Origin of the sequence: Parahaliea aestuarii, from assembly GCF_008064635.1 — a bacterium.
Lineage (GTDB): Bacteria > Pseudomonadota > Gammaproteobacteria > Pseudomonadales > Halieaceae > Parahaliea > Parahaliea aestuarii.
In genome coordinates, this window is sequence record NZ_VRYZ01000001.1 from 202,147 (window position 1) to 226,216 (window position 24,070).

22 protein-coding genes are annotated in these 24,070 nt (G+C 62.7%); 4 read left to right on the top strand and 18 right to left on the bottom strand.

Features of this window, described 5'->3' with window-relative positions; translation table 11 throughout:
• Positions 1 to 210: 210 nt before the first annotated feature.
• Genes FVW59_RS00835 through FVW59_RS00845 form a run of 3 tightly spaced genes read right to left on the bottom strand, consistent with a single transcriptional unit; the run spans position 211 to position 3,198 of the window.
• Positions 211 to 1,707, bottom strand: coding sequence for an MDR family MFS transporter (locus FVW59_RS00835; RefSeq protein WP_148062353.1), 1,497 nt, complete (start codon positions 1,705 to 1,707; stop codon positions 211 to 213).
• On the bottom strand, positions 1,704 to 2,747 hold the full coding sequence (locus tag FVW59_RS00840; RefSeq protein WP_222711390.1) for an HlyD family secretion protein: 1,044 nt from the start codon (positions 2,745 to 2,747) through the stop codon (positions 1,704 to 1,706). Before FVW59_RS00840 ends, FVW59_RS00835 begins: the two co-directional genes overlap by 4 nt.
• A 10-nt stretch (positions 2,748 to 2,757) precedes the next feature.
• Positions 2,758 to 3,198: a MarR family winged helix-turn-helix transcriptional regulator gene (locus tag FVW59_RS00845; RefSeq protein ID WP_148062355.1), complete on the bottom strand. Its 441-nt coding sequence runs from the start codon at positions 3,196 to 3,198 to the stop codon at positions 2,758 to 2,760.
• 615 nt (positions 3,199 to 3,813) lie between these two features.
• Between FVW59_RS00845 and FVW59_RS00850 the strand changes: the two genes are divergently transcribed.
• Both FVW59_RS00850 and FVW59_RS00855 read left to right on the top strand, forming a co-directional pair.
• The gene (locus FVW59_RS00850; RefSeq protein WP_148062356.1) at positions 3,814 to 4,845 is read left to right on the top strand and encodes a hypothetical protein; all 1,032 of its coding nucleotides are present in this window, start codon (positions 3,814 to 3,816) and stop codon (positions 4,843 to 4,845) included.
• Positions 4,846 to 4,992: 147 nt separating this feature from the next.
• Positions 4,993 to 5,730 carry a hypothetical protein gene (locus FVW59_RS00855; protein ID WP_148062357.1) on the top strand — a complete coding sequence of 246 codons (738 nt, stop codon included), beginning with the start codon at positions 4,993 to 4,995 and terminating at the stop codon, positions 5,728 to 5,730.
• Between the two features lie 709 nt (positions 5,731 to 6,439).
• Here FVW59_RS00855 and FVW59_RS00860 read toward each other — a convergent pair.
• Positions 6,440 to 7,207, bottom strand: coding sequence for a hypothetical protein (locus tag FVW59_RS00860; protein WP_148062358.1), 768 nt, complete (start codon positions 7,205 to 7,207; stop codon positions 6,440 to 6,442).
• Positions 7,208 to 7,237: 30 nt separating this feature from the next.
• Positions 7,238 to 7,516 (bottom strand): Clp protease/crotonase-like domain-containing protein, encoded by a 279-nt coding sequence (locus tag FVW59_RS00865; protein ID WP_148062359.1) that lies wholly within the window; start codon positions 7,514 to 7,516, stop codon positions 7,238 to 7,240.
• Between the two features lie 79 nt (positions 7,517 to 7,595).
• Between FVW59_RS00865 and ppnN the strand changes: the two genes are divergently transcribed.
• Positions 7,596 to 8,957, top strand: coding sequence for a nucleotide 5'-monophosphate nucleosidase PpnN (ppnN, locus tag FVW59_RS00870; protein WP_148062360.1), 1,362 nt, complete (start codon positions 7,596 to 7,598; stop codon positions 8,955 to 8,957).
• Between the two features lie 7 nt (positions 8,958 to 8,964).
• On the opposite strand, the gene norR is transcribed toward ppnN, so the two are convergent.
• Positions 8,965 to 10,503, bottom strand: a complete 1,539-nt coding sequence (gene norR, locus FVW59_RS00875; protein WP_148062361.1) for a nitric oxide reductase transcriptional regulator NorR — start codon at positions 10,501 to 10,503, stop codon at positions 8,965 to 8,967.
• Positions 10,504 to 10,670: 167 nt separating this feature from the next.
• On the opposite strand from norR, the gene hmpA reads away from it, so the two are divergent.
• On the top strand, positions 10,671 to 11,849 hold the full coding sequence (gene hmpA, locus FVW59_RS00880) for an NO-inducible flavohemoprotein (RefSeq protein WP_148062362.1): 1,179 nt from the start codon (positions 10,671 to 10,673) through the stop codon (positions 11,847 to 11,849).
• Positions 11,850 to 11,871: 22 nt separating this feature from the next.
• Here hmpA and FVW59_RS00885 read toward each other — a convergent pair whose 3' ends face one another.
• The 12 genes from FVW59_RS00885 to FVW59_RS00940 form a co-directional block, all read right to left on the bottom strand.
• Positions 11,872 to 12,882, bottom strand: coding sequence for an HPP family protein (locus FVW59_RS00885; protein ID WP_148062363.1), 1,011 nt, complete (start codon positions 12,880 to 12,882; stop codon positions 11,872 to 11,874).
• 113 nt (positions 12,883 to 12,995) lie between these two features.
• Positions 12,996 to 14,291 (bottom strand): alkyl sulfatase dimerization domain-containing protein, encoded by a 1,296-nt coding sequence (locus FVW59_RS00890; protein WP_148062364.1) that lies wholly within the window; start codon positions 14,289 to 14,291, stop codon positions 12,996 to 12,998.
• A gap of 22 nt (positions 14,292 to 14,313) precedes the next feature.
• Positions 14,314 to 15,345 carry a zinc-dependent alcohol dehydrogenase gene (locus tag FVW59_RS00895; protein ID WP_148062365.1) on the bottom strand — a complete coding sequence of 344 codons (1,032 nt, stop codon included), beginning with the start codon at positions 15,343 to 15,345 and terminating at the stop codon, positions 14,314 to 14,316.
• 144 nt (positions 15,346 to 15,489) lie between these two features.
• The gene (locus tag FVW59_RS00900; protein ID WP_148062366.1) at positions 15,490 to 15,924 is read right to left on the bottom strand and encodes a SufE family protein; all 435 of its coding nucleotides are present in this window, start codon (positions 15,922 to 15,924) and stop codon (positions 15,490 to 15,492) included.
• Positions 15,924 to 16,463: a putative Fe-S cluster assembly protein SufT gene (gene sufT / locus FVW59_RS00905; protein WP_148062367.1), complete on the bottom strand. Its 540-nt coding sequence runs from the start codon at positions 16,461 to 16,463 to the stop codon at positions 15,924 to 15,926. Before sufT ends, FVW59_RS00900 begins: the two co-directional genes overlap by 1 nt.
• A 10-nt stretch (positions 16,464 to 16,473) precedes the next feature.
• On the bottom strand, positions 16,474 to 16,830 hold the full coding sequence (locus tag FVW59_RS00910; protein WP_148062368.1) for a HesB/IscA family protein: 357 nt from the start codon (positions 16,828 to 16,830) through the stop codon (positions 16,474 to 16,476).
• Between the two features lie 9 nt (positions 16,831 to 16,839).
• Positions 16,840 to 18,087, bottom strand: coding sequence for a cysteine desulfurase (locus tag FVW59_RS00915; RefSeq protein ID WP_148062369.1), 1,248 nt, complete (start codon positions 18,085 to 18,087; stop codon positions 16,840 to 16,842).
• Positions 18,080 to 19,411: a Fe-S cluster assembly protein SufD gene (gene sufD / locus FVW59_RS00920; protein WP_148062370.1), complete on the bottom strand. Its 1,332-nt coding sequence runs from the start codon at positions 19,409 to 19,411 to the stop codon at positions 18,080 to 18,082. The genes FVW59_RS00915 and sufD overlap by 8 nt, the downstream gene beginning before the upstream one ends.
• On the bottom strand, positions 19,411 to 20,157 hold the full coding sequence (gene sufC / locus FVW59_RS00925) for a Fe-S cluster assembly ATPase SufC (RefSeq protein ID WP_148062969.1): 747 nt from the start codon (positions 20,155 to 20,157) through the stop codon (positions 19,411 to 19,413). Before sufC ends, sufD begins: the two co-directional genes overlap by 1 nt.
• Before the next feature lie 15 nt (positions 20,158 to 20,172).
• Positions 20,173 to 21,612, bottom strand: a complete 1,440-nt coding sequence (gene sufB, locus FVW59_RS00930) for a Fe-S cluster assembly protein SufB (protein ID WP_148062371.1) — start codon at positions 21,610 to 21,612, stop codon at positions 20,173 to 20,175.
• A gap of 42 nt (positions 21,613 to 21,654) precedes the next feature.
• Positions 21,655 to 22,146, bottom strand: a complete 492-nt coding sequence (locus FVW59_RS00935) for an Rrf2 family transcriptional regulator (protein WP_148062372.1) — start codon at positions 22,144 to 22,146, stop codon at positions 21,655 to 21,657.
• A 113-nt stretch (positions 22,147 to 22,259) separates the two neighbouring features.
• Complete coding sequence (locus FVW59_RS00940; protein WP_148062373.1) at positions 22,260 to 23,945, bottom strand: succinylglutamate desuccinylase/aspartoacylase family protein; 1,686 nt, start codon at positions 23,943 to 23,945, stop codon at positions 22,260 to 22,262.
• Between the last annotated feature and the right edge of the window lie 125 nt (positions 23,946 to 24,070).

Here is a 24,070-nt window from a genome sequence, read left to right on the forward strand (position 1 = left end):
TGAATGCCGCGTATGATAAGGGTCTTGTGGGTAGTTTTTTGCCTAATTCCGATGGATAGTTGTCTTAAACCGATAGGTAAAAGGTGTTGAGGACGAAGAATTATAATGGGTTGATGCGTCGTTTGCGGGGTGGCCGCAGCGCTTGACCACTGCTGGCGGAGTTGCAGCCGGGGAGGGCTGGGCCCCGAAGGGAGTGCCGGGCGCGCCCGATCAGGCAGCCCCGGCGGTCTTTTTGAATTCCGGGTTGCTGAGTAGCAGCACCAGCGGCATGGCGGCGATATTGATCAGCATCAGCAGATGGAAGTCATTCACGTAGGCGATCTCTGCCGCCTGGCGACTGATTTCCTGTATCAGGGCCGACGGCATCGCCATCATGCTGCCGCTGTTGTGCAGGGCGCCGGCCAGGTCCGGCGACAGTTGTATCCGCGCGCCGATTTCCTGCTGGTTGATCCACAGGCTGCGCGACAGCACCGCCATCACGATGGACACCCCGATACTCGACCCCAGGTTGCGCGACAGGCTGAACAGGCCGGTGGCTTCGTCGCGCAGGTTTGGCGCCAGGGTGGCGTAGGCCAGGGTAGAGGTCGGCACCATCACCAGGCCGAGTCCGAGCCCTTGCAGCACGCCGCTAATGACCAGTTGCCGCTGCCCCACCTCCATGTTGAAGCCCGCCATCATGTGTAGCGACAGAGTCACCAGGGCCATACCGGCCAGTATCGCGGTGCGCGCGTCAATGAACTTCATCAGGCGCCCCACCAGCAGCATGGAAACCATGGTGCCGACGCCCCGCGGCATCAGCACCAGGCCGGTAGTGACCGCGGGGTAGCCCTTCCACTGCTGCAGGAAAGGCGGCAGCAGGGCCATGGTCGCCAGCAGCACAATGCCGACGATGAAAATGAACAGGGTGCCCGCCACGAAGTTGCGGTCGCGAAACAGGGCCGGGGAAAAGAACTTGTCTTCCCGCCCCAGGGAGTGGTTGATGAACAGGTACAGCCCGAGCACACCGATCACCGCATAGAGCTGAATTTCCAGGGCCTCGAACCACTCCACGTGCTCGCCGCGATCCAGCAGCAGCTGCAGGCAGGCCACCGCGATGGCGATAAAGGCGAAGCCCCAGCTGTCGAAGCGCTGCTTGCGCAGGGGCGTGTCGGGCAGGTAGAGGTAGATGCCGATCAGCGAGGCAATCCCCAGAGGCACGTTGATATAGAACACCCAGCGCCAGGAGTAGTTATCGGTCAGCCAGCCGCCCAGGGAGGGGCCGAGAATGGGGCCGAGCATCACCCCCATGCCCCAGATGCTCATCGCCGAGGCGAGTTTCTCCCGCGGGAAGGTATCCAGCAGAGTGGCCTGGGAGAGCGGCACCAGCGAGGCGCCGAACATGCCCTGCAGCATGCGCCAGACCACCATCTCCGGCAGGGAGCTGGCCTGGCCGCAGAGCATGGAGGTGATGGTGAAGCCGGCCACGGACCACAGGAAGATATTGCGGCGGCCGAAACGCTGGGACAGGTAACCCACCGGCAGGGTCATGATGGCGGTGGCGACAATATAGGACGTCAACACCCAGGTGATCTGGTCACCGCCCGCGCCGAGGCTGCCCTGCATGTGGGGCAGGGCCACGTTGGCGATGGTGGTGTCCAGTACCTGGATGATGGTGGCCAGCATGGTGCTGGCCGTGATCATCAGGATGTTGCCGCCGCGCTGGGTCATTGTGGGTTGGCGGCAACCACGGTTTCAGTCGTTGCCGGGGCGATAGCGGTATCGATGCGTACTTCGGCGCTCATGCCAGCACGCAGCACTGGCAGGTCCTGGCCGGTGGCGGTGAGGTGCAGGCGCACCGGCACCCGTTGCACTACCTTGACCCAGTTGCCGCTGGCGTTCTGGGCCGGGATCAGTGCGAACTCTGAGCCGCTGGCGGGGCTCAGGCTGTCGACCACCGCGTCCCATTCCACGCCTGGATAGGCATCCACCACTACCCTGGCATGCTGGCCGGTGCGCACATCGGCGAGCTGGGTTTCCTTGAGGTTCACTTCCACCCAGGTATCTTCGCTGCTGAGCATGGAGACCAGGGTGAGGCCGGAGGGCACCATCTCGCCCACCTGCGGCACCTCGTTGGCGACGATGCCGTCCACCGGGGCATACACCGCGGTGCGTGAGAGCTGGTAGCGGGCGCGATCCAGCTGGGCCTGGGCGACCTTGATATCGGCGTGCTGTTCCAGCGGGGTGTCCACACCGCCGCCCAGTTCCGCGGCCAGGCTGGACAGCTTCTGGCGGTTGATGGCGATCTGGGAGCGGGCGCGGCTGAGAGCCTGGCGCGCTTCGTCGAGCTGGGATTCGGAGATGGCCACCGGCCCCATCTTCTCGTTGCGCTGTAACTGGCGCTGGTAGTAATCGGCGTCGCGACCGGCCTGTTCCAGCGCGGCTTCCGCTTCGGCGTAGTCGGCGATGCGGGACTGCAGCTGGTTGCGCACCTGGCCAAGGTGGGCTTCGGCCTCTTCCACCGCCAGGCGGAAGGGCGTGTCGTCCAGGCGCACCAGTAACTGGCCGCGCTCGACACGCTCATTGGCGCGCACCCGCACCTCAGCGACGATGCCGCCGACATCGGTGGCCAGGGCCAGTTTGTCCGCTTTTACATAGGCGTTGTCGCTGTGCACGCTGCCCTGGCCGCCGTAGACCAGCCACGCCACCACAGCGGCAGCGGTGAGTATGCCGGCGCCGAATCCGAGCCGGCGCCTTGTTCCATGGGTCATCATTACCACCTTACTTCTCGTCGCGGCTCAGGTTCTGGCGAACCCGGCCCAACAGCTTTTGCAATTGATCAACTTCCCGGGCGGACAGCCCTTCCAGGGCCTGTTCCCGCGTCGCCTGGGCCAGCTCCCGCAACACCGTCAGGGCCGGCTGGGCGGCCTCGGTGAGGTAGATGCGAAAGCAGCGCCGGTCACTGTCGTCGCGGCGGCGCTCCACCAGCCCTTCCTGCTCCAGATTGTCCAGCTGGCGGGTCAGGCTGATGGGGGCGACGTCCATGTTCTCTGCCAGTTCCGCCTGTTTCAGCCCCTCCTGCCGCGCCAGGTGCCACAGCACCTGCCAGCGCGAGCGGGTCAGGCCGTGCTCGCGGGCGCGGCGGTCAAAGTTGCGGCGCAACAGACGGGCGGCCGAGTGCAACTCGAAGCTCATCTGCGCTTCGCTATCGCTCTTGGACATAGAAAGTTTCCGTAATTTGTGCTGGCGTATTATAAGTATGCTTATGAAATGGTCAAGGTGGAATTTTGCCGTGATGGCGGGTGAGATTGTGGTGAGAGTCAGTGAATGAGAGAACAGCGCGTTTGGTTCTCAACAAAGTTGAGAACGAGGTGTAAGTAACCCCTGATTAGCTCCATTTCACTTTGGTGTGTGTAATGCGCTGGCGACCATTTTCTATGGGGCAGCCGGCGCTCAGTCAAGCCTGCCTGTGTGTCAAAATCAGTTATGCGTGCCGCCCATCTCATGGGACAATAATCAAAGGCTGATTATTATCGCGGAAGTAGCCCGCCTTGATGTCGTTTTCGTTATTCTGCGCTCTAATAATGACCGCTTATCGAGCCCGCCAGGAATATTCTCAAGTGTATTGAATTTTACAGGAACGTTCTCAAGTGCATTGACCGGGAATGGTGCCGACCCGTTCTCAACTATGCCTTCCAGCCCAGATTCTGCCTACCCCCCATTCTCTCATTCAATGATGCTCTCCATGTGGATAGAATGCACGATTTGCCTTGTAAAAAATACTTTCTGGTAGCGATGCATTACCTCAAGGCTAAAGATGAGTAAGGAACTCTACGTATGAAAAGTAGCCACCTGTTTGCGGTCGCGTTACTACTATCTCTTAGCGCATGCAAAATTGTCGTTAACGTACCGCCCGGGGCAGGAGGGTACGTCAGGTTCAATGAGAACGGATACGGAGACGCTTGTTCGGAAAATTGCGAGTACGATGTTGTCGATATCTACTTTGACAGAACCTTCGTTGCTGTACCGAAAAGAGGCTATTCCTTCTCGGGTTGGAAGCAAGGCGACCGGCAACTTTGTGGAGGAAGTAAAGAAGACTGCCATATTTCTACCGCTGGTTTTGAAGGTAATGATTCGCTGCTTGCCTGGTTACGTACTGATGAGGAGTTCTATCTTGAGCCGGTTTTCGTTAATGAGTACCGGTCAGAAGGGAGTGCTGAAGCATGCTTCATAGAAACTGCCTGGGGTGAGGGGCAAGGTTATGACATGTACTTGCATCTTGAGGACAACCCTGTAGAAGTGCGCGATGGCTTTATGCGCCGATCTATGCGCGATGAATTTTCATCCGGTGATAACAGATTAATCCCGGTACTCGAGACTCTGCAGGTTGCAGGAGACGATGAATACCATCATTTCATTGAGCGTTTGATAAGCGTTGATTCAGATGTGCCGATGGTAAGAATCTACGATGAGGATATTTCGATTTACAAGCCCGATCGGCGTAAGGTTCAAATTACCTATGACCCACCCCGGAATATACGCTTTGATCTCGAACTCGGTGCTTCGATCACTGAAACCCGTACAGAAACACTTCGTCACTTTGAAGGTGGCGTATTCAAGGAAGAGTCTGTACGCAACGTGTCAGAAACTCAGACCTATGTGGGTCGAGAGATAGTTAAGCCGGCGCTGGTGCCGTTTTTCTACCCTGTTTGTCGATTTGAGTTCCGTAGAGAAATTCAAGACAGAGATGGTCAGTACACTGAGATCGAGAATTTGTGGTTCGATACAGAGTACGGGATTCCCCTGCGGCAGATAATCAATGGGCGGCAGTATATAACGGGCTCATTTACCCCCCCTCACCCGTACTAAGGCGATGAAAAATCCTGACGGGGCTACTGTTGGATTTCGGCCTTATCGAGATTCTGCATTCGCCGGACATATCAGCCTGAAAATGCCGATTCTACCCCGCTACCGCTCTGCTAAACTGCCTGCTAGAAGACTTGGAGTGTCTATCAGATGGACTGGCGTGTCGCTTTCGGGCTGGGAGTTTCAGCCACCTGGATTACTGCGGGCCTCCTTTACCTGTTAGGCATTGTCGGCTGGGATCGCTTCCTGCACCTGCCGACGGCCGACATAGGCAGCTTCCTTGAGGGCGCCTTCGCGCCGCTGGCGTTCCTCTGGCTGGTTATTGGCCACTTCATGCAGCAGAAGGAAATCACCGCCAATACCAAGGCCATCAACCTGCAGGAAATGAGCGCTCGCCGCCTCGAACTGCACTCCCGCCGCGACAGCTATTTCAAGCTACTCAGCCTAGTGCAGGACCAACTCGGGGCGATCGCCGCCTTTCACTATATGTCGGTCTGTGGCCCCACAGGTACCGGCGAGATCAGCCAGGAGGAGTTTGCCGAACAGCGCTCCCACGCTACCGCCGGCGACCACGCCTGGTTTATCCGCAAGATGATTACCCTGGCGATGGGGCATCGCGATGACCCGGAGCAGTTGTCAGAGATATTTTTCGGTACCGAGGTGCGGCGCCGCCACTCCGACAACTTCTCTAATACCTTTGCCAAGTTGCTGAACGCGGCCCGTCAGGTGGATACGGAAGAGATGGTCACCCACGCCCTGCTGTACGGCTCGGCCTCGGGGATGTTCTATCGCATTATTCGCCACGCCAGCGGTGACGAGGCGATGGACCCGATTACCGGCCTGTCCACCGCGCCGCAGATGATGGCACAGCCTGAAGTGCAGAGTTAACTGGGTAACTCCGGTGGTTTGGCCCGCACAGTCGGGCGGGCACGTTAAAGATTCAACGATCTGCGCAATTCATCCGACATGGGTATTCCGAGGCGTTCCCCTCATTGGTGGAGAAGGAAAAAGGCGCCACATTGGCGCGATAGCCTATCGTGATGTGGCCTTTGCCAAGCACTGAAGCCAGTGATGCCTCATTGGCGCTGATCAGGTTGCTGCAAAAAACTGTAACAGCTAACAAAAGCACATTCGTCATTCGCATCACCAATCCCCCCCAAACCTGTTTTTTGCACGCTCGGACGTATCACTGCGACTGAGTAGAATGGCCAGCCAGGCCCGATGGTTACAACTATTCGCTGTATCTATGGATGCAGTCAACCGAAAGCTGGACTTGGGGGTAAGCAATTTTGTGTCGCTTCGGCGGGCTGGGCAATTGCGCTTCAACGGCTACTTTTTCTTTCTTTTTACCTGCAGGGCACCCAGTAACAATATCGCCAGCGAGCTGGTCAGTAGCATCCACAGGCTGTCCACGGGTATGGCCTGCAGTGGGGCTGTGATACGCCCCCAGAGAAACGCCCCCCAGGGTTCGCCCCAGTTGCCGGCGAGTGCCGGCCGGGAGAGTAATATGGTTCCCGGTGCAGCCAGAATTGCCAGTGATTTCGGCTGAATTAACGAGCGTCGCGGAGGGGGCCGGCACGACGTCCTTGATCGACGATTACTGTACATTCAGCGTCTCCACCTTGATGGCCGTGAGAGAAGCGTTCTGGATGGTAGCATCACCGCTTGCACTACTTTGCGCCATTTGGCATATCAACTTCACATTGGTGTCGGCCGCCAAATCCACGGCGGCGGTCATGGGTAGCGTTGAAGATACGAGGCCGTCCACGGTGAAAAACGCCTGTGAAAAGTCGAGCGTGTCTTCCGGTTCAGGTTGGCTGGTAAGGCTGAGATAGCAAGCGACGGCGTTTAGCTCTTCGGTGTCATTAAAATAGATGAACACCGCCTTCCCCGAAATGATGTGGTTGCCCGCCGGCAGATCCAGCGAAATGATCTCGGTTTCCAGGCCCGGTTCGCCGGGCGCGTCTTCTCCCAGGGGAACCGAGGCGTCGACGGGTAACAAGCGCTTTGCGTAGCCGTCAGACGGCCCTATTGGGCCTTCGGGCCCGGCTGCCCCTGCAGGACCTGCAGGGCCGACCGGACCTGCAGGTCCCGCCGGCCCGATTGCGCCTGACGGTCCAGCTGGCCCTTCCGGTCCGGCTGGCAGACTATCGATGGCATCTGCCAGTGCTTTAAAGTTCTCGTTGACTTCATCAGCATTTGCCGTCGTCCCGTTGACAAACACATTGGGGATGGTTGTCTGTGCTGTCGCCATGGTCGACCAGGTCGACACAATTGCAACACCCGCTAACGCTGCAAAATTTTTCATAGAAACGACCTTCTTGCACTTGTTGTATGCCGCATGGGTTGATGCTTTCTTAACCATAAACCATCCCTACTTTTTTTCACGTTTTTTTTACGTTTGGCGTGCAGTTGTGAATGTTGCAGCGTTTTCCGGCAAACCGGTAATCATCTGGCGGTATGTCGGCACAGTGCCGCCGGGGTCGATGTTATTGCGCCTGCACGGGGCGCCCATCGCGCCGAGATTCGTCCCGGCGCCGAAATGGCCACCGTCGCCGCACAGGATGGCGACCAGCAGGGTGTCGTCTTGCTCGAAGGTCTTGCAGGCGGTGCGCAAAGCGGTGGCGGTTAACTCGCTTATGGTTGTTCCCTGAATTTGGTCGGGGTTCGACATGATGCCATCGGGCGCAGCGAAACACCTCCCATCGGTGCTATGGTGCGCATAGCGCAATTCAGTTCAGTGGACGCCGACCATGCAAAAAATCCCCCACGCCGTTATCAATCCCATCAAATCCCTCAACCTGCTGTCGCGGGCCGAGATCGAGGGGGTCACGGCCAGCCGCGGCGAACTCTATGAGCTTTTCCGCAGTTGTGCCCTGGCCATTCTTAATACCGACAGCAACAAGGACGATGCCGCACAAATCTATGCCGACTACTCCGATTTTGATATCAGGGTGGTGCCCCAGCCACGGGGACTGCGGCTGGAATTGACCAACGCGCCTGCCCAGGCTTTTGTGGATGGCCACATGATTCGTGGTATACAGGAGCACCTGTTCTCGGCCCTGCGCGATATTGTCTACACAGATTTCAAGCTGCTGACTGCCAACCAGTGCAGCACGGCGCCTGCTGACACCACCAATATGGTGTTCCGGATGCTGCGCAATGCGCGGATCGTGCAGCCCGACGTGCCACCGCAACTGGTGGTGTGCTGGGGTGGCCACGCCATCCCCCGGGAGGAATACGACTTCGCCAAGCAGGTGGGCTATGAACTGGGTCTGCGCGGACTGGATATCGTCACCGGTTGCGGTATCGGCGCCATGAAAGGGCCGATGAAGGGCGCGGCGGTGGGGCATGCCAAGCAGCAGGTAAAAAGCGGGCGCTATATCGGTATCAGCGAGCCGGGCATTATCGCCTCGGAGTCCCCCAACGCCATCGTCAACGAACTGGTGATCATGCCGGACATCGAAAAGCGGCTGGAGGCTTTCGTGCGCCTGGCGCACACCATCATCGTCTTTCCCGGCGGGGTGGGCACGGTGGAAGAGGTGCTCTACCTGCTAAGTATTTTGATGCACGAAGATAACCGCGGTGCCATTCCGCTGGTCTTTGCCGGTCCGGAGCAGTGTCGCGGTTACTTCGAAGAGCTGGAGCGCTTCCTGGTCGCCTGCCTTGGGGAGGGGGTGCGGGACTACTACCAGACTATTGTCGGCGATCCCGCCAGTGTCGGGCGCGAAGTCAAAGCCGCCGTGGCCGGCGTACACGGCCGGCGGCGAGAGCGGGGCCAGGCGTACTACTACAACTGGGACCTGGTAATCGACCCTTCACTGCAGCAGCCCTTCGTGCCCACCCACGACAACATGGCGGCCCTCGATCTCGATCCGGCGCTACCGCCTGCAGCCCTGGCAAGCCAGCTGCGCCGGGCCTTTTCCGGGATGGTGGCGGGCAATGTGAAGGCCTTTGGTATCGAGCAGGTGCGCCGCCACGGGCCCTACCGTATTCACGGCGACCCGAAGTTGCTGCGGTCCATGGATGCCCTGCTGCGCATGATGGTGCGGGAGCAGCGCATGAAGCTGGGTGAGTGCGAGGGGGAGTACAAACCCTGCTACCAGTTGGCCTGAAGGGCGTTTAGCTGAGGCCCAGCCGCCGCATGCTGCGGGCAAGGTTGCTGCGGTCGACCTGCAGGGCGCGGGCGGTGGCGGCCAGGTTGCCCTGCTGGCGCAGCAGTTCGTGCTCGATCAACTGGCGCTGGAAGTGATCGGTGCGCTCGCGCAGGCCCGGGCCATCGATGTCGGCAACGGCCGGTTCGGGGGCGGGTGAAGTCGCGGCGGCAGTTGTCTGTGGCAGTTCCAGTTGCGCCGGGCTGATGGTAACGGCGCTGGCGTTACCGCCCTCGCGGCGGGCCTTCAGGGCCGCCCGGCTCAACAGGTGTTCCAGTTCCCGCACATTGCCCGGCCAGTCGTAGGCCTGTAATTGTGCCGTGGCCGCCGGATTGAGGCGCAGACGCTGGATGCCCAGCCGGTGCTGTAACTGCTCCAGAAAGTGACCGGCGAGGATTTCCACATCGCGCTGTCGTTCGCGCAGTGGTGGTACCGGCAGGGGGTAGACGCTGAGGCGGTGGTAGAGGTCGGCGCGGAAGCGTCCCGCCTGTACTTCCTTCTCCAGGTCGCGGTTGGTGGCCGCAATGATACGCACATCCACCGACAGTGTGTTGTCGCTGCCCACGCGCTGTATCTCGCCACTTTGCAGGGCGCGCAGTAGCTTGGCCTGCACCCCGAGTGGCAGTTCGCCGATTTCATCCAGGTAGAGGCTGCCGCCGTCGGCCAGTTCAAAGCGCCCGCTGCGGTCGCGGCTGGCGCCGGTAAAGGCACCGCGCAGGTGGCCGAACAGTTCGCTTTCCACTACCGACTCCGGCAGCGCTGCGCAATTCACCTGCACCAGGGCCTGGCCGGCGCGACGGGAGTTGTAGTGAATCGCCCGGGCCACCAGGTCTTTGCCGACACCGGTTTCACCGGTGATCAGCACTGACAGGTCGCTGGGAGCCACGGTGCGAATCTCCTCCTGCATGGCGTGCATGGCGGGGCTGCGGCCGAGCAGTTCCGGGGCGCTGTCGGTTTCCATCAGGCGCTGGGCGATGGCGGCACTCTGCTCGGCGCGCTGGCGCAGGGCATTGATGTGCAGGCTGGTTTTGATGGTGGCCGCGGCGGCGGCGATAAAGCCGCGCAGCTCGGTCCAGGGCAGGTCATCGAAGGTGCCGGGCTGTAGTGCATCCAGAGTGAGTGCGCCCCACAGTTCGCCGTCGATATAAATCGGGCTGCCCAGGCAGTCGTGTACTTCCAGCTGATGCTGCTCCGCTTCCACCAGTCCGTCGTAGGGGTCGGGCAGGGGGCTGTCGGCCTCGAAGCGGGTGGGCTCCTCGCTGCGCAGGATGGCGGCCAGGCGGGGGTGGTGGTGCAGGTCGAAGTGGCGGCCGATGGCTTCGTGGCGCAATCCGATTACAGCCAGTGGGTGCAGGGCATTCTGTTCCAGTTGCAGCAGGGCCACCGCGTCACAGGGGATGGCGTGGTGGATGGCCTGCACCACCCGCTGGTAGCGCTGCTGGGTGGTGAGGTCCCGGTTGAGATCCTCGATGAGATCGATAATGGGCTGGATATGCATGGCGGTCATATTAACCTGTTGAGGTCAGAATGACACAAATAAAGCTTGTGTCATTTTGACCTTGTCCGACCCATAAACCACTAGCCGTGCGGGTTTCCGGAGTTGGCACGAAACCTGACTAGGAGAAGTGTCGGGGCATCGGGCCCCGAAGCTGACAGACCAGAAGAGGTAACGCCATGCTAGACGCGCCCACCATCAACATTATCAAGGCCACCGTACCCGCCGTGCAGCAGCACGCCGAGCAGATCACCCAGTGCTTCTACCCGCTGATGTTCGAGCGCTATCCCGAAGTGATTCCTTACTTCAACCAGAGCCACCAGGGTAGCGGCAGTCAGCCGCGGGCGCTGGCCAATGCGGTGGTGGCCTACGCCGCCAATATCGACAATCTCGGCGTGCTGGACGAGGCCGTCGGCCGCATCGTGCAGAAGCACTGTGCGCTCGGCATCCAGCCGGACCAGTATCCCATCGTAGGCGAGTGCCTGCTGGCCGCCATCGCCCAGGTATTGGGTGAAGCCGCTACTCCCGAAATTCTGGCGGCCTGGGGCGCGGCCTACGGGCAGTTGGCGGATCTGCTGATCGCCGCCGAGGAATCGGTTTATCGTAGCAACGAGCAGAAGCCCGGCGGCTGGCGCGGCACCCGCGACTTCGAGCTGGTGCGCCGCGAAGCCGAGAGCGAAGTTATTACATCTTTCTACTTCAGGCCCTGTGACGGTGGTGCCCTGCCGGACTACGCTCCCGGCCAGTTCATCACTGTGCTGCTGGATATCGGCGGCCAGAGTGTGCGCCGCAACTACAGCCTGTCGGACGCACCGGGCAGCGATACCTTCCGCATCAGCGTCAAGCGCGAGCCGCAGGGGGTGGTATCGGGCTTCCTCCACGACCAGCTGCAAAGCGGTGACCGGGTGCAATTACTGCCGCCCTGCGGCGACTTTGTGCTGCGCGACAGCGAGCGTCCGCTGGTTCTGCTCACCGGCGGTGTCGGCATCACCCCCGCCATCAGCATGCTGAACAGCGCCATTGGCAGCGGTCGCCGTATTCACTTCATTCACGCCGCCCTGAACAGCGGTGCCCACGCCTTCCGCGGTCATGTGGATGCCCTGGCGGCGGCCAACGACAACCTGCGCACCTGCTATGTCTACAATGAACCGCGGCCCGAGTGCCAGCCCCATGTGGAAGGGCTGGTGAGTGCCGAACTGGTGGCCGGGCAACTCGGGGAGGAGCGGGATGTGGACTATTACTTCCTTGGTCCCAAACCCTTCATGGTACAGGCCCGGCGCATCGCGGAAGAACTGGGTGTGCCGGCCGGCCAGGTGCACTTCGAATTCTTCGGCCCCGCCGAGGAACTGGTTGCCTGATGCCGGTGCGGGCCGGGCGCGCCTAGCGCCCGGCCGCCTCTCTGATCCAGTGCCCCTGTTCCCGGCGCACCCGCACGCGGGCGTGCTGGCGAAAGTCCTTCAGCGGCAGCGAGCTGTGTTCGCCGAGGGAGGGGCCATGTACTACCTGGAAGTACACCCGCGCGCGGCGCTCGTTGCCGGCGTCGGCGATTTCCTCTACCCGCAATACCTGCCACTGGAAGCCGGTGAGGCCGTTGCTGTAGTAGGCATCCGGCACGATGGCGACCTCGGCGGCGGTGCTGTCGCGGGCGTGTTCGCCCGCCAGTTCAAACAGTTCGCACAGGTCCTCTGGCGATACGTCCACATAGAGATCCATTTGCTGTAGCGCCCAGGCCATGTCTTCGTGGGTGACCTGCTGGCCGGTGCCGGCGGCGCCCGCTTTGGTGGCGACGGGCGTGCGGGTACCGATGTGGGACAGGTGGGTGGGGTAGCGGCGGTGGCGAAACCAGATGTTGAAGGCCACTGCGACCGCCACCATCAGCAGGGCATTGTAGAGAATGGGGCTCAGCAGGTAGTCGTAGCCGAGCGCGCGCACCTGTTCGCCGCCCACCACGGCGGCCAGTGCGGCGGCCCCGCCCGGAGGATGCAGGCAGCGCAGGTAGTGCATGGCAAGCACGGCACCGCCAACCGCGCAGGCCGCGGCCAGTGCCGGGTCGGGGATAAAACGGGCGCAGCTCACACCGATAGCGGCGGACACGCTGTAGCCCAGCAACACCGGCCAGGGCTGGGACAGGGGGCCGTGGGGAATGGCGAACAGCAGTACCGTGGAGGCGCCGATAGAAGTGGCGATCAGCATGCCGGCCTCGCCCCACAATTGCGGCGCCGCCAGGTTCAGGCAGAGGATGCCGATAAAGGCGCCGATGGCCGACAGCAGTTTCTCCCGGTGCGACGTATTGCCGGGGCCAATGCCGAGGAAGCTGGCGGTTGCCCGCCTGAGCCGGATAGTGAGTGAGACCTGTTCGGGCGATTCCAGAGGCTGTAGCGGTGTGGGCATTGGCGGGCTGTGTGCGGCAAAAAAGGCGCTACTCTAGCGCCCTGCCGCCATGAGTAAAAGTGGATAGTACCGCTATCCCTTATCGCTAAAGCCGATGCGATGGGCCGCCGCGCTCAGACATTCTCCAGCGCGGGTGTACTGCCGCCCCGCAGCAACTTGATCTGGTTTTCCAGCCAGCCCACAAACCAGAAGTTGCCGGTGGTTTTGAAATCGCGGGCCGCCTGCAGCAGGCTTTCATGCACGCGGATGGTGAGGTCGATCGCTTCGGGGTTGTCCGGCTGAGCGCCCAGCACGATGTCCAGCAGGTGCAGGGCGGCTTCCGGTTCATTGGCATCGAGGCGTTCCTGGGCCCGTTCCACCAGCGCGGCGGCGCCGGCCAGCGCCACCAGGTCGGCGTTCACTTCAGAGCGCGGCACACTGTAGAGCTCGGTGGTGGAGTCGTGCTTGAACCAGCCCGCGTAGTTTTCCCAGATGGCGCGCACGCCCCAGTTCACCTTGCCGTAGCCTTCGCCGACCTCGCATTCGGCGGGCAGCGTGATCTCCTGCTGCAACTGGTGCAGGGGCTTGCCGGCATTCATGCCGGCCACCACTGCGTCGTGTACGTGGTGAATGGCGTCGCGGTAGGCCGTCAGTTCGGCGCGGATCAGCGCCTCTCCCTGCACCGGGTCGTGGTGGCCGTAGAGCAGCAGCTCGGGCTGCAGGTCGCGCACCACCTCTGCTGCTGCGGCGCAGACCAGGGCGTCCCGGTAGCGATCGCCGCGGATGGTGGACAGGTTGGGGAAGTGGCCGAAGGGGCAGCCGAACAGGTTGCCGGTGAGCACAATGCGCTGTTCGGGCAGCCAGATCACCAGCGAATCATTGGTCTCGGCGCCGGGCACGGCGATCAGTTCCAGGGTCAGTCCGCCCAGCTCCAGCGTTTGCCGCTCGGTAAAGGTCTGGTCCGGCGTGGGGTGGTCCTGCAGGTTGATATCGGTGTAGCCGGCGGCGGCATAGCCCTTGAACACCTCGGCGAAATCCGCCTGGAACCTGAAGGCAGAGCGGGCGGCGCGAAAGGGCTGCAGGCGCGCGTCGTAGGCCTGGTGCTCGGGGTTGCCGGCCTGGGCGATGTAAACCAGGCCCGGGTGGCGGTCGCGGAAGTACTGTACCCCGCCGAGGTGATCCACATGCCCCTGGGTGGTGACCAGGTACTTGATGTCGCCCTGGCTGTGCTGCTTGAGGTTGTGGTCAATCACCGGCGCTTCGAAGCCCATGCCGCTGTTGACAAGAATGTTGCCGGCGGGCGTTTCGAGCAGGTAGACGTTGGAGCAGGCCTCGGCCAGTACGATGAAGTCATTGATGCGCCGGCAGCGCTGGTTGAAGGTGGCGGCAGAGGGAGCTACCGGGCGGGTTTTGTAGATGGGTTCGCGCATGAAGATTCCTCGGTTGGCGGGGTCAGGCCTGGCAGTCCACCAGGACTTTCACCGCTTCGTCGGGGCGCTGGGCCTGGGCGAAGGCGGTGTCGAAGTCGGACAGGGGGAAGTGGTGGCTCACCAGCGGCCGCACATCGACGCTGCCGTTGCACAGCATGTCGATGACCTGGGGGAATTCCACCGGGTACTCCATGGCGGCGGTGATCTGCAGTTCCCGCATCAACAGGTTGACCATGTCCAGCTCTACCGGCGCGAAGTGAACGCCCACTACCACGATGCGCCCACCCTTGCGGGCAGTGGCGCAAATCTGCTGGAACACCGGGCCGGCGCCGGTGGCTTCGATGTAGACATCGGTGGCCGGCTGTTCGCCGAGGCGAGGGTCGTTTTGCACCGTACCGTGGAGGGCCTTGAGGCCTTCCGCCAGTGCGGCCGGGTTGCCGTCGGCGGCCAGCGAATTCAATCCCAGTTGTCGTGCAACGCCCAGTCGGTGCTCGGACCGGTCCACCACGCAGACTGATGCGGCGCCGAGGTGGCGCGCGCCGATGGCCGCTGCCAGCCCCACGGGGCCGGCCCCCATCACCACGACCCTGTCGCCGGCGCCGATCCTGCCCTGGTTGGCGGCGTGCATGCCCACTGACAGGGGTTCCACCAGGGCGCCAATTTCAAAGTCCAGATGGTCCGGCAATTTGAAGACGGAACCCGAGTCCGGGGTGACATTGCGCACCTGCACCAGCGGGGCGAAGGCACCGCGCAGCCCGTCGCTGCCAATGCCGTTGCCGCCGGCCTCCGGGTTCACTACCACCCGGTCGCCCACCTGCAGATGTGTGACCTGCTCGCCGAGGGCTTCAATGGTGCCGGAAAACTCGTGGCCAAAGGCGAAGGGCAGGTGGGCGCCGGGGATACCGCCGATCTTCGAATAGCTGAGGTCGGACCCGCAAATGCCGCAGTGCACCACGCGCACAAGTACATCCCGGGGGCCGATCCGGGGAATGTCGACCGTGTCGAGGCGGATATCCTGTGGCGCATGTATGCGCGCGGCGGTCATGGTGGGCATGATTCTGCTCTTATTTAATGTGGTCGCATTAATGCTAGTCGCCCCGGTGGGCAGGCGTCAATGGGGGGCGCCACTGCCCGTACGGGGGCAGCGGGAGGCTGGCAGAAGGAGATTGCTGGGTGTTGCGGGAAGTGGCGCTAAAACTCAGGCTGCTTCAGCGGCCGCCGCAATCTCGCGGATGCGCGCCACCATGGCGCGCAGGCCGTTGCCGCGGGTCGGGGAGAGGTGGTTCAGCAGGTCCAGCTCATTGAAGTAGCTGTCGATATCGAAGGCCAGCACATCGGCGGGAGCTTTGTTGTTGTAGGCGGCCAGCACTACGCCCAGCAGGCCCTTGACAATGAAGGCGTCGGAATCCACATCCATCTGCAGGCGACCGTTTTCCACCTGGGTATCGATCCACACCTGGCTCTGGCAGCCGCGAATCTTGCGCTCGTCGGTGCGCTTGGCCTCGCTCATCGGCGGCAGTTCCTTGCCGAGGTCGATGATGTACTTGTAGCGCTCTTCCCAGTCGTCGAAGAAGGACAGGGTGTCGACGATATCTTCCGCAGTGATGCTGTTGCCGAAGGGGTTGTCGCTCATCAGAACATCCCCGTTTCCAGCTGGGCTTCCTCGGACATCATCTCCCGGCTCCAGGGTGGGTCGAACACCAGTTCCACCTGCACGTCTTGCACATGGGGTACCTGGGCCACCCGGTATTCCACGTCGCCCACCAGCACCGGGCCCATGCCACAGCCCGGCGCGGTCAGGGTCATGTGGATGGTCACTGTGCCGCTGTCCTGGTCGATGGCCAGCTTGTAGATCAGGCCCAGATTGACCAGGTCCACCGGCACTTCCGGGTCGTAGACGGTATGCAGGGCGTCCCACACCTGGTCTTCGCTGATCTGGCCGTCGGCGGGAGCGTCATAGGCCAGCTTCAGGGGCTCCAGGCCCAGGGCATCGGCATCGGTGCCGTCCACCCGCACCATGTTGCCGTGGTGGATGACGGTGTAATTGCCGCCCAGCGACTGGGTCAGGGTGACGAAGGTGTGGGCGGGGATGGTCACCGGGGTGCCCACGGGCACCAGTCGACCGGGGCAGTCCCGGGTGGTGGTGAGCAGGGTGCGTTCCTGGGCGCTCATGAATCGGGTCTCAGTTGACGCTGAAGCTTTCGCCACAGCCGCAGGCGGCAGTGACGTTGGGATTGTGGAACTTGATGGTGCGGTTGATGCCCTCTTTCTCATAGGCGATCTCGGTGCCTTTCAGCACCGGCAGCGAGGCGCGGTCGATGTAGAGTTGCAGGCCATTGTCCAGGTTCATCACCAGGTCGCCGTCCTCGCTGGCCTCCACCTCGTCCATCACGTACATGAAGCCGGTGCAGCCGCTTTCTTTCACGCTGATACGCACGCCGTTGCCGCCGTGTTTTTCCAGCTGTTGCTTGAGGTGCCTGGCCGCCGCCTCTGACACGGAGATGGCGTCGCGGCTGACGTCAAAACTTTCTACCGACATGACAAACTCCTAGCGAAAAAGCCGTACGGCTTTGTGAATGCCTTCAAACAAGCGCTCCACGTCCTGCGCGGTGTTGTACAGGGCATAGGAGGCGCGCACGGTGCCGGGCACCTGGTAGTAATCCATCAGCGGCTGGGTGCAGTGGTGGCCGGTGCGCACGGCAATGCCCTGCTGGTCCAGCAGCATGCCGAGATCCGAGGGGTGAACCCCGTCCAGCACGAAGCTGAAGATACCCACCGCTTCGTTCGGCGCGCCAATCCGGCGCAGCCCCTCTACCTGTTTCGCCAGCTCCAGTGACTGCGCCAGCAGCGCCCGCTCGTGGGCCGCGGCGGCGGACAGGTCGATGCCGTCGAGGTAGTCGATGGCGGCGGCGAGGCCGATGGCATCGGCGATATTGGGGGTGCCGGCCTCGAATTTAAAGGGCAGGGTGTTGAAGGTGGTGCCGGCGAAGCTCACTGTCTCGATCATTTCGCCGCCGCCGAGGAAGGGCGGCATGGCCTCCAGCAGGGTTTCGCGCCCCCACAGGGCGCCGATGCCGGTGGGGCCGTAGAGCTTGTGCCCGGAGATGGCGTAGAAGTCACAGTCCAGCGCCTGCACATCCACCATGCCGTGGGCGGCCGCCTGGGCGCCGTCCACCAGGATTTTTGCGCCCACCGCGTGGGCTTTGGCCGCAATGTCTTTCACCGGATTGACAGTGCCAAGGGCGTTGGACACGTGGTTGACCGCCACCAGCTTCACGCGCTCGTCGAGCAACTCGTCCAGCGCCGCCATATCGATATCGCCGGACTCGAGAATCGGAATGGCTACCACTTCCGCACCGGTGGCGGCGCAGACCAGTTGCCAGGGCACGATGTCCGAGTGGTGCTCCAGGTAGGACACCAGCACTTTGTCGCCGGGGCCCAGTTCACTGCGGCCCCAGCTGTGGGCGACAAGATTGATGGCTTCGGTGGTGCCGCGCACCCAGATTACCTGCCGCGCGGTGGGGCTGTTGATAAAGCGGGCCACGGTGTCCCGCGCCCGCTCGAAGGCCGCGGTGGCGCGATCCGACAGGGCGTGGGCGCCGCGGTGGACGTTGGCATTGTCGCGGCGGTAGTAGTTGGCGATGGCCTCGATCACCACTTCAGGCTTCTGGGTGGTGGCGGCATTGTCCAGGTAGACCAGCGGGTGCCCGTTCACTTCCTGCTGCAGGATGGGGAAGTCGGCGCGCAGGCGTTCGGCGTCAAAGGCCGGCAATTTGAGAGACTCGGCGCTACGCATTGCTGCCGTCCAGGCTCTTCTCTTCCAGGATATGGCGAGTGAGCTTTTCGTTGCGGGCGAAGCGCCGGGCCAGTAGCGGCTTGAGGAAGTCGCGCAAGGGCTCGCAGCGCACGCCGTCCACCAGTTCGTTGATAAAGCCGTAGCTGATCATCACCTCGGCCTCGTCCTTCGGTACGCCACGGGTGCGCAGGTAGTGCAGGGTGAGCGGATCCATCTGCGCCACGGTGGCGCCGTGGGCGCACTGCACGTCGTCGGCGTAGATTTCCAGTTCCGGCTTGGTGTTCACCTCGGCGCGGTTGCTGGTGAGCAGGTTCTTGTTGGACAGCTCGGCGCAGGTTTTCTGGGCATCCGGGTGGATGTGGATACGGCCGTTGAAGATGGCGGTTGCCTCGTCGCCGATGATGCCGCGGAAGGTCTCGCTGCTGGTGCAGTGGGGCACCGCGTGCTCGATGCAGGTGTGGTAGTCCACCTGCTCTTCGCCCCGCGGCAGGTAGATGCCGTTGAGTTCGCAGTGGGCACCCTGGCCCCGGTGTTCCGCCACCAGGTCGATACGTTTGAGGCGACTGCCGAGGGCCAGGTGGAAACTGTTCAAGGTGCTGTTGCCGGCCAGCGCCGCGTGCACGCCGCCGATGTGGGCCGCCTCGCCCTGTTCCAGGTGCAGGCGGTAGTGATCCAGGCGCGCGCCGTCACCCAGCAGCAGTTCGCTGATGCCGTTGGTGAAGGCGGTGCCACCCGTGTTGGCATTGCAGAAAGTTTCCACCACGCTGGCTTGGCTGTTGGCGCCGAGTTGCACCAGCAGGCGCTGGTTGACGGACACAGCCTCTCCCTGGCCGCTGGTCAGCCACACCAGGTGCACGGGCTGTTCCAGCACGGTATTGGCGTCCACCTGCAGGAATACGCCGTCGGTGAGCGTGGCCTCGTTCAGGGCGGCGAAGCGGTGCCGGGCCTGATTGACGGCAGTGCCGAGCAGGTTGGTAATCTGGCTGGCGGTGGCTTCATCGGCCTCGCTGAAGCGCTGCAGGCGGGCACCGGCGGGCAGGTCGATATGCGACAGCTCCTCCCGGTACAGGCCGTCGGCAAACACCAGCGTGCTGCCGGGCAGTTCCGGGTAGCTGATATTGCCGAGCCTGGGCGCCGCATGGCGGTCCACGGCGGTAAAGGACTGCTGCAGGGCCTGCAGGTTGTTGTACTTCCAGGCCTCGGTCTTGCGATTGGGCAGGGAGGACGCCCGCCACTGCTCGCGGCCGCGCTCCAGCACCTGGGCCAGCCAGGGCGGCGCGGTCTCCGCGGCGGCCGTCAGCGGCTGTTGCATGAAGTCGCTCATCAGGCGGCGTCCTCCAGCCAGGCGTAACCTTTTGCCTCGAGTTCCAGGGCCAGGGACTTGTCGCCGGACTTGATAATGCGCCCGCCGGCCAGTACGTGGACGTAATCCGGTTCGATGTAGTTCAGCAGACGCTGGTAATGGGTGACCAGCACAAAGGAGCGCTCTTCATTGCGCATGGCGTTGACGCCCTTGGCCACCACCTGCAGGGCGTCGATGTCGAGGCCCGAGTCGGTCTCGTCCATGATGCACAGCTTCGGTTCCAGCAGCATCATCTGCATCAGTTCGTTGCGCTTTTTCTCGCCGCCGGAGAACCCTTCGTTGACGCCGCGCTTGAGGAAGGCCGGGTCGAGGTCCACTTCCCTGCTGATTTCCCGCGCCCGCTTCATGAAGCTGACACTGTCGATGGCTTCCTGGCCGCGGGCTTCACGCACCGCGTCGACCGAGGCCTTGAGGAATTCCATGTTGGACACGCCGGGAATTTCCACCGGGTACTGGTAGGCCAGGAACAGGCCGAGGTGGGCGCGCTCCTCGGTATCCATGTCGAGAATGTCCTGCCCCAGCAGGGTGGCGCTGCCGGCGGTCACCTGGTAGCCGGGGCGCCCCGCCAGCACGTGGCCGAGGGTGCTCTTGCCGGAGCCGTTGGGGCCCATGATGGCGTGCACTTCGCCGGGCTTTATCGCCAGGTTGAGACCTTTGAGGATGTCCTTGTCGTCCACCCGGGCGTGGAGGTTGTCGATTTTCAGCATGTTCATCTCTCTCAATTATCCTACGGAGCCTTCCAGGCTCACTTCCAGCAGCTTGCCGGCCTCCATGGCGAACTCCATGGGCAGCTCGCGGAACACTTCCTTGCAGAAGCCGTTGACGATCATCGACACGGCCTTCTCCGCATCCAGGCCGCGCTGCTGGCACAGGTAGAGCTGGTCGTCGCTGACCTTGGAGGTGGTGGCCTCGTGCTCCACCACCGCACTGGGGTTGCGGCTTTCGATGTAGGGAAAGGTGTGGGCGGCGCACTTGTCACCAATCAGCAGGGAGTCGCACTGGGTGTAGTTGCGCGCTCCCTCGGCCCGCGGACTCATGCGCACCAGCCCGCGGTAGGCATTGGAGCTTTTGCCGGCGGAAATGCCCTTGGAAATGATGGTGGAGCGGGTGTTCTTGCCCAGGTGGATCATCTTGGTGCCGGTATCCGCCTGCTGGGCGTTGTTGGTCAGCGCCACCGAGTAGAATTCGCCCACGCTGTTGTCGCCGCGCAGGATGCAGCTGGGGTACTTCCAGGTGATGGCAGAGCCGGTTTCCACCTGGGTCCAGGAGATCTTGGCGTCGCGATGGGCCACGCCGCGCTTGGTCACGAAGTTGTAGATGCCGCCCTTGCCCTCGGCGTCGCCGGGATACCAGTTCTGCACGGTGGAGTACTTGATCTCGGCGCCGTCCAGGGCCACCAGTTCCACCACTGCCGCGTGCAGCTGGTTCTCATCGCGCATGGGTGCAGTGCAACCTTCCAGGTAGCTCACATGGCTGCCCTCGTCGGCGACGATCAGGGTGCGCTCGAACTGGCCGGTGTTCTGCTCGTTGATGCGGAAGTAGGTGGACAGCTCCATCGGGCAGCGCACGCCCTTGGGGATGTAGACAAAGGAGCCGTCGCTGTACACCGCGCTGTTCAGGGCGGCGTAGTAGTTGTCCTTGCGCGGCACCACGCTGCCCAGGTACTTGCGCACCAGCTCCGGGTACTCCTTCACTGCCTCGGAAATGGAGCAGAAGATCACCCCGGCTTCGGCCAGTTTGGCGCGGAAGGTAGTGGTGACTGACACTGAGTCGAACACCGCGTCCACCGCCACGCCCGCCAGTGCCTCCTGTTCGTGCAGGGGAATGCCGAGCTTGTTGTAGGTGTCGATCAGCTCCGGATCGACTTCATCCAGGCTCTTGGGGCGGTCTTTCAGGCCCTTGGGAGAGGAGAAGTAGGAGATCTCATTGAATTTTACTGGCGGGTAGTTCACATGGGCCCAGCTCGGCTCCGTCATTTTCAGCCAGTCGCGGTAGGCCTCAAGGCGCCATTCGAGCAGCCATTCGGGCTCGTCCTTGCGCTGGGAAATGAAGCGGATCACGTCCTCGTTGAGGCCGGGCGGAAGGGTGTCCGACTCAATATTGGTCGTGAAGCCCGCGGCATACTCTTTCGAGATAGCGCGATCAATCTGTTGCTGCGACATAGTGGTTGACCTGTCTGTGTACTGCCAGCCCGCGGGAGCGGACTAGACCTGTCCCAATTCGGCGATGATGTCCGCTTGGTGGGTGTCGGAGGCCGTCACCCGCGCCTCCTGTTCCAGGGCGATGACCCTGATTTCCTGCCGTTCCACCAGGTCCTTGAGGGAAATGCCCTGCAAAAATGCGTGGATCTGGTCACTGAGGTTCATCCACAGGTGGTGGGTGAGGCAGGTGCTGCCCTTCTGGCAGTCGCCCTTGCCCTGGCAGCGGGTGGCGTCAGTGCTCTCGTTGACCGCCTCGATCACCTCCGCCACGCTGATCTCGCCGGCGGATTTGCCCAGGTGATAGCCGCCACCGGGGCCGCGCACGCTGCGCACCAGGCCGCCGCGACGCAACTGGGAAAACAGCTGCTCCAGGTAGGACAGGGAGATGTCCTGGCGCGCGGAGATGCCGGCCAGGGGAATGGGCCCCTCGCCCTGGTGCAGCGCCAGGTCCAGCATGGACGTTACCGCATAGCGGCCGCGAGTCGTCAGGCGCACGAAAAAAACGCGCCTGTAAGCGCGGGCTGTGATTCGAGGTGTGTCATACCCGACTATTTTAGTCGACTATAAAACCCCGGGCAATAGTCAGGTATTGCCCGGCCTGAATTGACCTACTCGGAGCGGTCGTCCTCATCCTCGTCCAGCGGCCTGGGTTGGGCTTCGTAGTCCTCGTCCTCGGCGTTGTCCAGGGGCACGGCGGCCGTATCGCCGGCATCGCTGGCGGGATCAGGCTCGGGGTTGCCCTGGGTTTCGACCGCGGGAGCGGCCGCAGCGGCATCGGACGGTGGTTCCACATCTTCGCTGACAACAGCAGCATCCGCAGCGGCGTCGGGATTGTTTGCATCGACCGCGCTGTCCCCGGCCAGCGGCTGGTTCGGGTCCGGCGCCGCGCTGGCCAACGCTACATCCTCGGCGGGGCTGATCTGCTCCTCCGGTGCCTGAATGCCAATGTGGTGGGTGGCGAAGCCCGGCTGTACCACCTGATTCAGGGCCATGCCGAGAATGCGGCCGTCATAGCTGGAGCGGATCTCGGTGCGCACATTGGTGATGGGGTTGGTCACCGTGCCCAGCAGGTCGCCCTTGCGCACCACCTGGCCCAGGCTGACCTTGCTGAACACCACGCCGCCCTCGGGGGCCCGCTGCCAGGTGGAGTTGTAATAGACCGGCTCCGGGTCGCCCCACAGCCGGAACTTGCTCACCATGCCCAGGTGATTGAGCAGGGTGCGAATGCCTTTGACGCTGTGGCTGACATCGTCTTCGCTCAGCACCATGGGCGCCCCGGCTTCCAGGGTGACGGCCGGAATACCGGCCTCCACCGCCGCCCGCCGCAGCGTGCCCTCGGCGCCGTCGCTGTGCAGCACCACGGTGGAGCCGAAGCTCTCGGTAATTTTCACTACCTGGGGGTTGGTCAGGTCGCCGCGCAGCTGGGGCAGGTTGGTGCGGTAGAAGGAGCCGGTGTGCAGGTCCACCACCGCGCTGCAGTGCTGGATGATTTCGTGAAAGAAGGAATAGGCGATGCGCGAGGCGGAGCTGCCCCCGGGGTCGCCGGGGAAATAGCGGTTCAGGTCGCGGCGGTCGCTGAGATAGCGGGAACTGCGATGGAAACCCTGCAGGTTGACGATGGGCACCCCGACCACGGTGCCGCTGAGTTTGCCGGCATCGAGGTTGTAGAGTACCCGGCGCACCGTCTCCACGCCGTTCAGTTCGTCACCGTGTACGGCGGCGGTCAGGCACAGCACCGGCCCCGGTTCGGCGCCGTTGACCACCAGCACCGGGGTGGCGCTGTAGATACCTTCGAAGGACTGGCTGGGCGCCCAGGACAGGCGGGTCGAGGTGCCCCGCGGCACTTCGGTACCCAGCAGGATGAAAGGAGCAGGAGACGCCGCTTCCTCTACGCCCACGGCAGCAGCTACCGAATTGGGGTCGGCCGGTGTGCCCGGTTCGCCCTCTGGCGGCGGCTCCTGCGGTGCCGGCGCAACCGCTGCCACAGGCGCCTTCAGTTCGGTGGTCGCAATGACGGGGGCGGCGGTTGGCTCGATCTCCTCAAGTGCCGGGGGTGGACTGCTCTCCTCGGGGGTGACCGGCTCGTTCAGGTCGACGTTTTCCGCGCGGGGTATGGATTGGTTGCTGTCCTCGCTGCCGGCTGGCGTTGTGCTATCGCCTTCTTCGTTGTCCGGGGGCGGGGCCTGTACGGTTGCAGAGTCGGTGGCCCTGGCTTCGTCGGCGGCGTGGCCGGGGCCCGCCACCCAAAACAGTGCCAGCACGGCGGCCAGCACGATGGGGCGAAGTTGTACCATTTCGGTGTCGGGGTCTCCTCTTCGCCGCCGTCGGGGCTGGCGAAATATCCGTTGCAGGGCCTAGCTTAACGCCCGGGGCCTCCGCCGGCCAACCGCTGGTTGCCGGTACAGCCTGGAATTGTGAG

What these genes read in the sequence shown, in the direction of transcription:
- FVW59_RS00835 (WP_148062353.1), bottom strand. Translation starts at nt 1,707, where the DNA reads ATGACCCAGCGCGGCGGCAACATCCTGATGATCACGGCCAGCACCATG.
- FVW59_RS00885 (WP_148062363.1), bottom strand. Translation starts at nt 12,882, where the DNA reads ATGCCCACACCGCTACAGCCTCTGGAATCGCCCGAACAGGTCTCACTC.
- FVW59_RS00855 (WP_148062357.1), top strand. Translation starts at nt 4,993, where the DNA reads ATGGACTGGCGTGTCGCTTTCGGGCTGGGAGTTTCAGCCACCTGGATT.
- FVW59_RS00865 (WP_148062359.1), bottom strand. Translation starts at nt 7,516, where the DNA reads ATGTCGAACCCCGACCAAATTCAGGGAACAACCATAAGCGAGTTAACC.
- sufT (WP_148062367.1), bottom strand. Translation starts at nt 16,463, where the DNA reads ATGAGCGCCCAGGAACGCACCCTGCTCACCACCACCCGGGACTGCCCC.
- FVW59_RS00840 (WP_222711390.1), bottom strand. Translation starts at nt 2,747, where the DNA reads ATGACCCATGGAACAAGGCGCCGGCTCGGATTCGGCGCCGGCATACTC.
- FVW59_RS00890 (WP_148062364.1), bottom strand. Translation starts at nt 14,291, where the DNA reads ATGCGCGAACCCATCTACAAAACCCGCCCGGTAGCTCCCTCTGCCGCC.
- FVW59_RS00910 (WP_148062368.1), bottom strand. Translation starts at nt 16,830, where the DNA reads ATGTCGGTAGAAAGTTTTGACGTCAGCCGCGACGCCATCTCCGTGTCA.
- FVW59_RS00900 (WP_148062366.1), bottom strand. Translation starts at nt 15,924, where the DNA reads ATGAGCGACAACCCCTTCGGCAACAGCATCACTGCGGAAGATATCGTC.
- sufD (WP_148062370.1), bottom strand. Translation starts at nt 19,411, where the DNA reads ATGAGCGACTTCATGCAACAGCCGCTGACGGCCGCCGCGGAGACCGCG.
- ppnN (WP_148062360.1), top strand. Translation starts at nt 7,596, where the DNA reads ATGCAAAAAATCCCCCACGCCGTTATCAATCCCATCAAATCCCTCAAC.
- sufB (WP_148062371.1), bottom strand. Translation starts at nt 21,612, where the DNA reads ATGTCGCAGCAACAGATTGATCGCGCTATCTCGAAAGAGTATGCCGCG.
- hmpA (WP_148062362.1), top strand. Translation starts at nt 10,671, where the DNA reads ATGCTAGACGCGCCCACCATCAACATTATCAAGGCCACCGTACCCGCC.
- FVW59_RS00915 (WP_148062369.1), bottom strand. Translation starts at nt 18,087, where the DNA reads ATGCGTAGCGCCGAGTCTCTCAAATTGCCGGCCTTTGACGCCGAACGC.
- FVW59_RS00860 (WP_148062358.1), bottom strand. Translation starts at nt 7,207, where the DNA reads ATGGTTAAGAAAGCATCAACCCATGCGGCATACAACAAGTGCAAGAAG.
- FVW59_RS00845 (WP_148062355.1), bottom strand. Translation starts at nt 3,198, where the DNA reads ATGTCCAAGAGCGATAGCGAAGCGCAGATGAGCTTCGAGTTGCACTCG.
- FVW59_RS00850 (WP_148062356.1), top strand. Translation starts at nt 3,814, where the DNA reads ATGAAAAGTAGCCACCTGTTTGCGGTCGCGTTACTACTATCTCTTAGC.
- FVW59_RS00895 (WP_148062365.1), bottom strand. Translation starts at nt 15,345, where the DNA reads ATGCCCACCATGACCGCCGCGCGCATACATGCGCCACAGGATATCCGC.
- sufC (WP_148062969.1), bottom strand. Translation starts at nt 20,157, where the DNA reads ATGCTGAAAATCGACAACCTCCACGCCCGGGTGGACGACAAGGACATC.
- norR (WP_148062361.1), bottom strand. Translation starts at nt 10,503, where the DNA reads ATGACCGCCATGCATATCCAGCCCATTATCGATCTCATCGAGGATCTC.
- FVW59_RS00940 (WP_148062373.1), bottom strand. Translation starts at nt 23,945, where the DNA reads ATGGTACAACTTCGCCCCATCGTGCTGGCCGCCGTGCTGGCACTGTTT.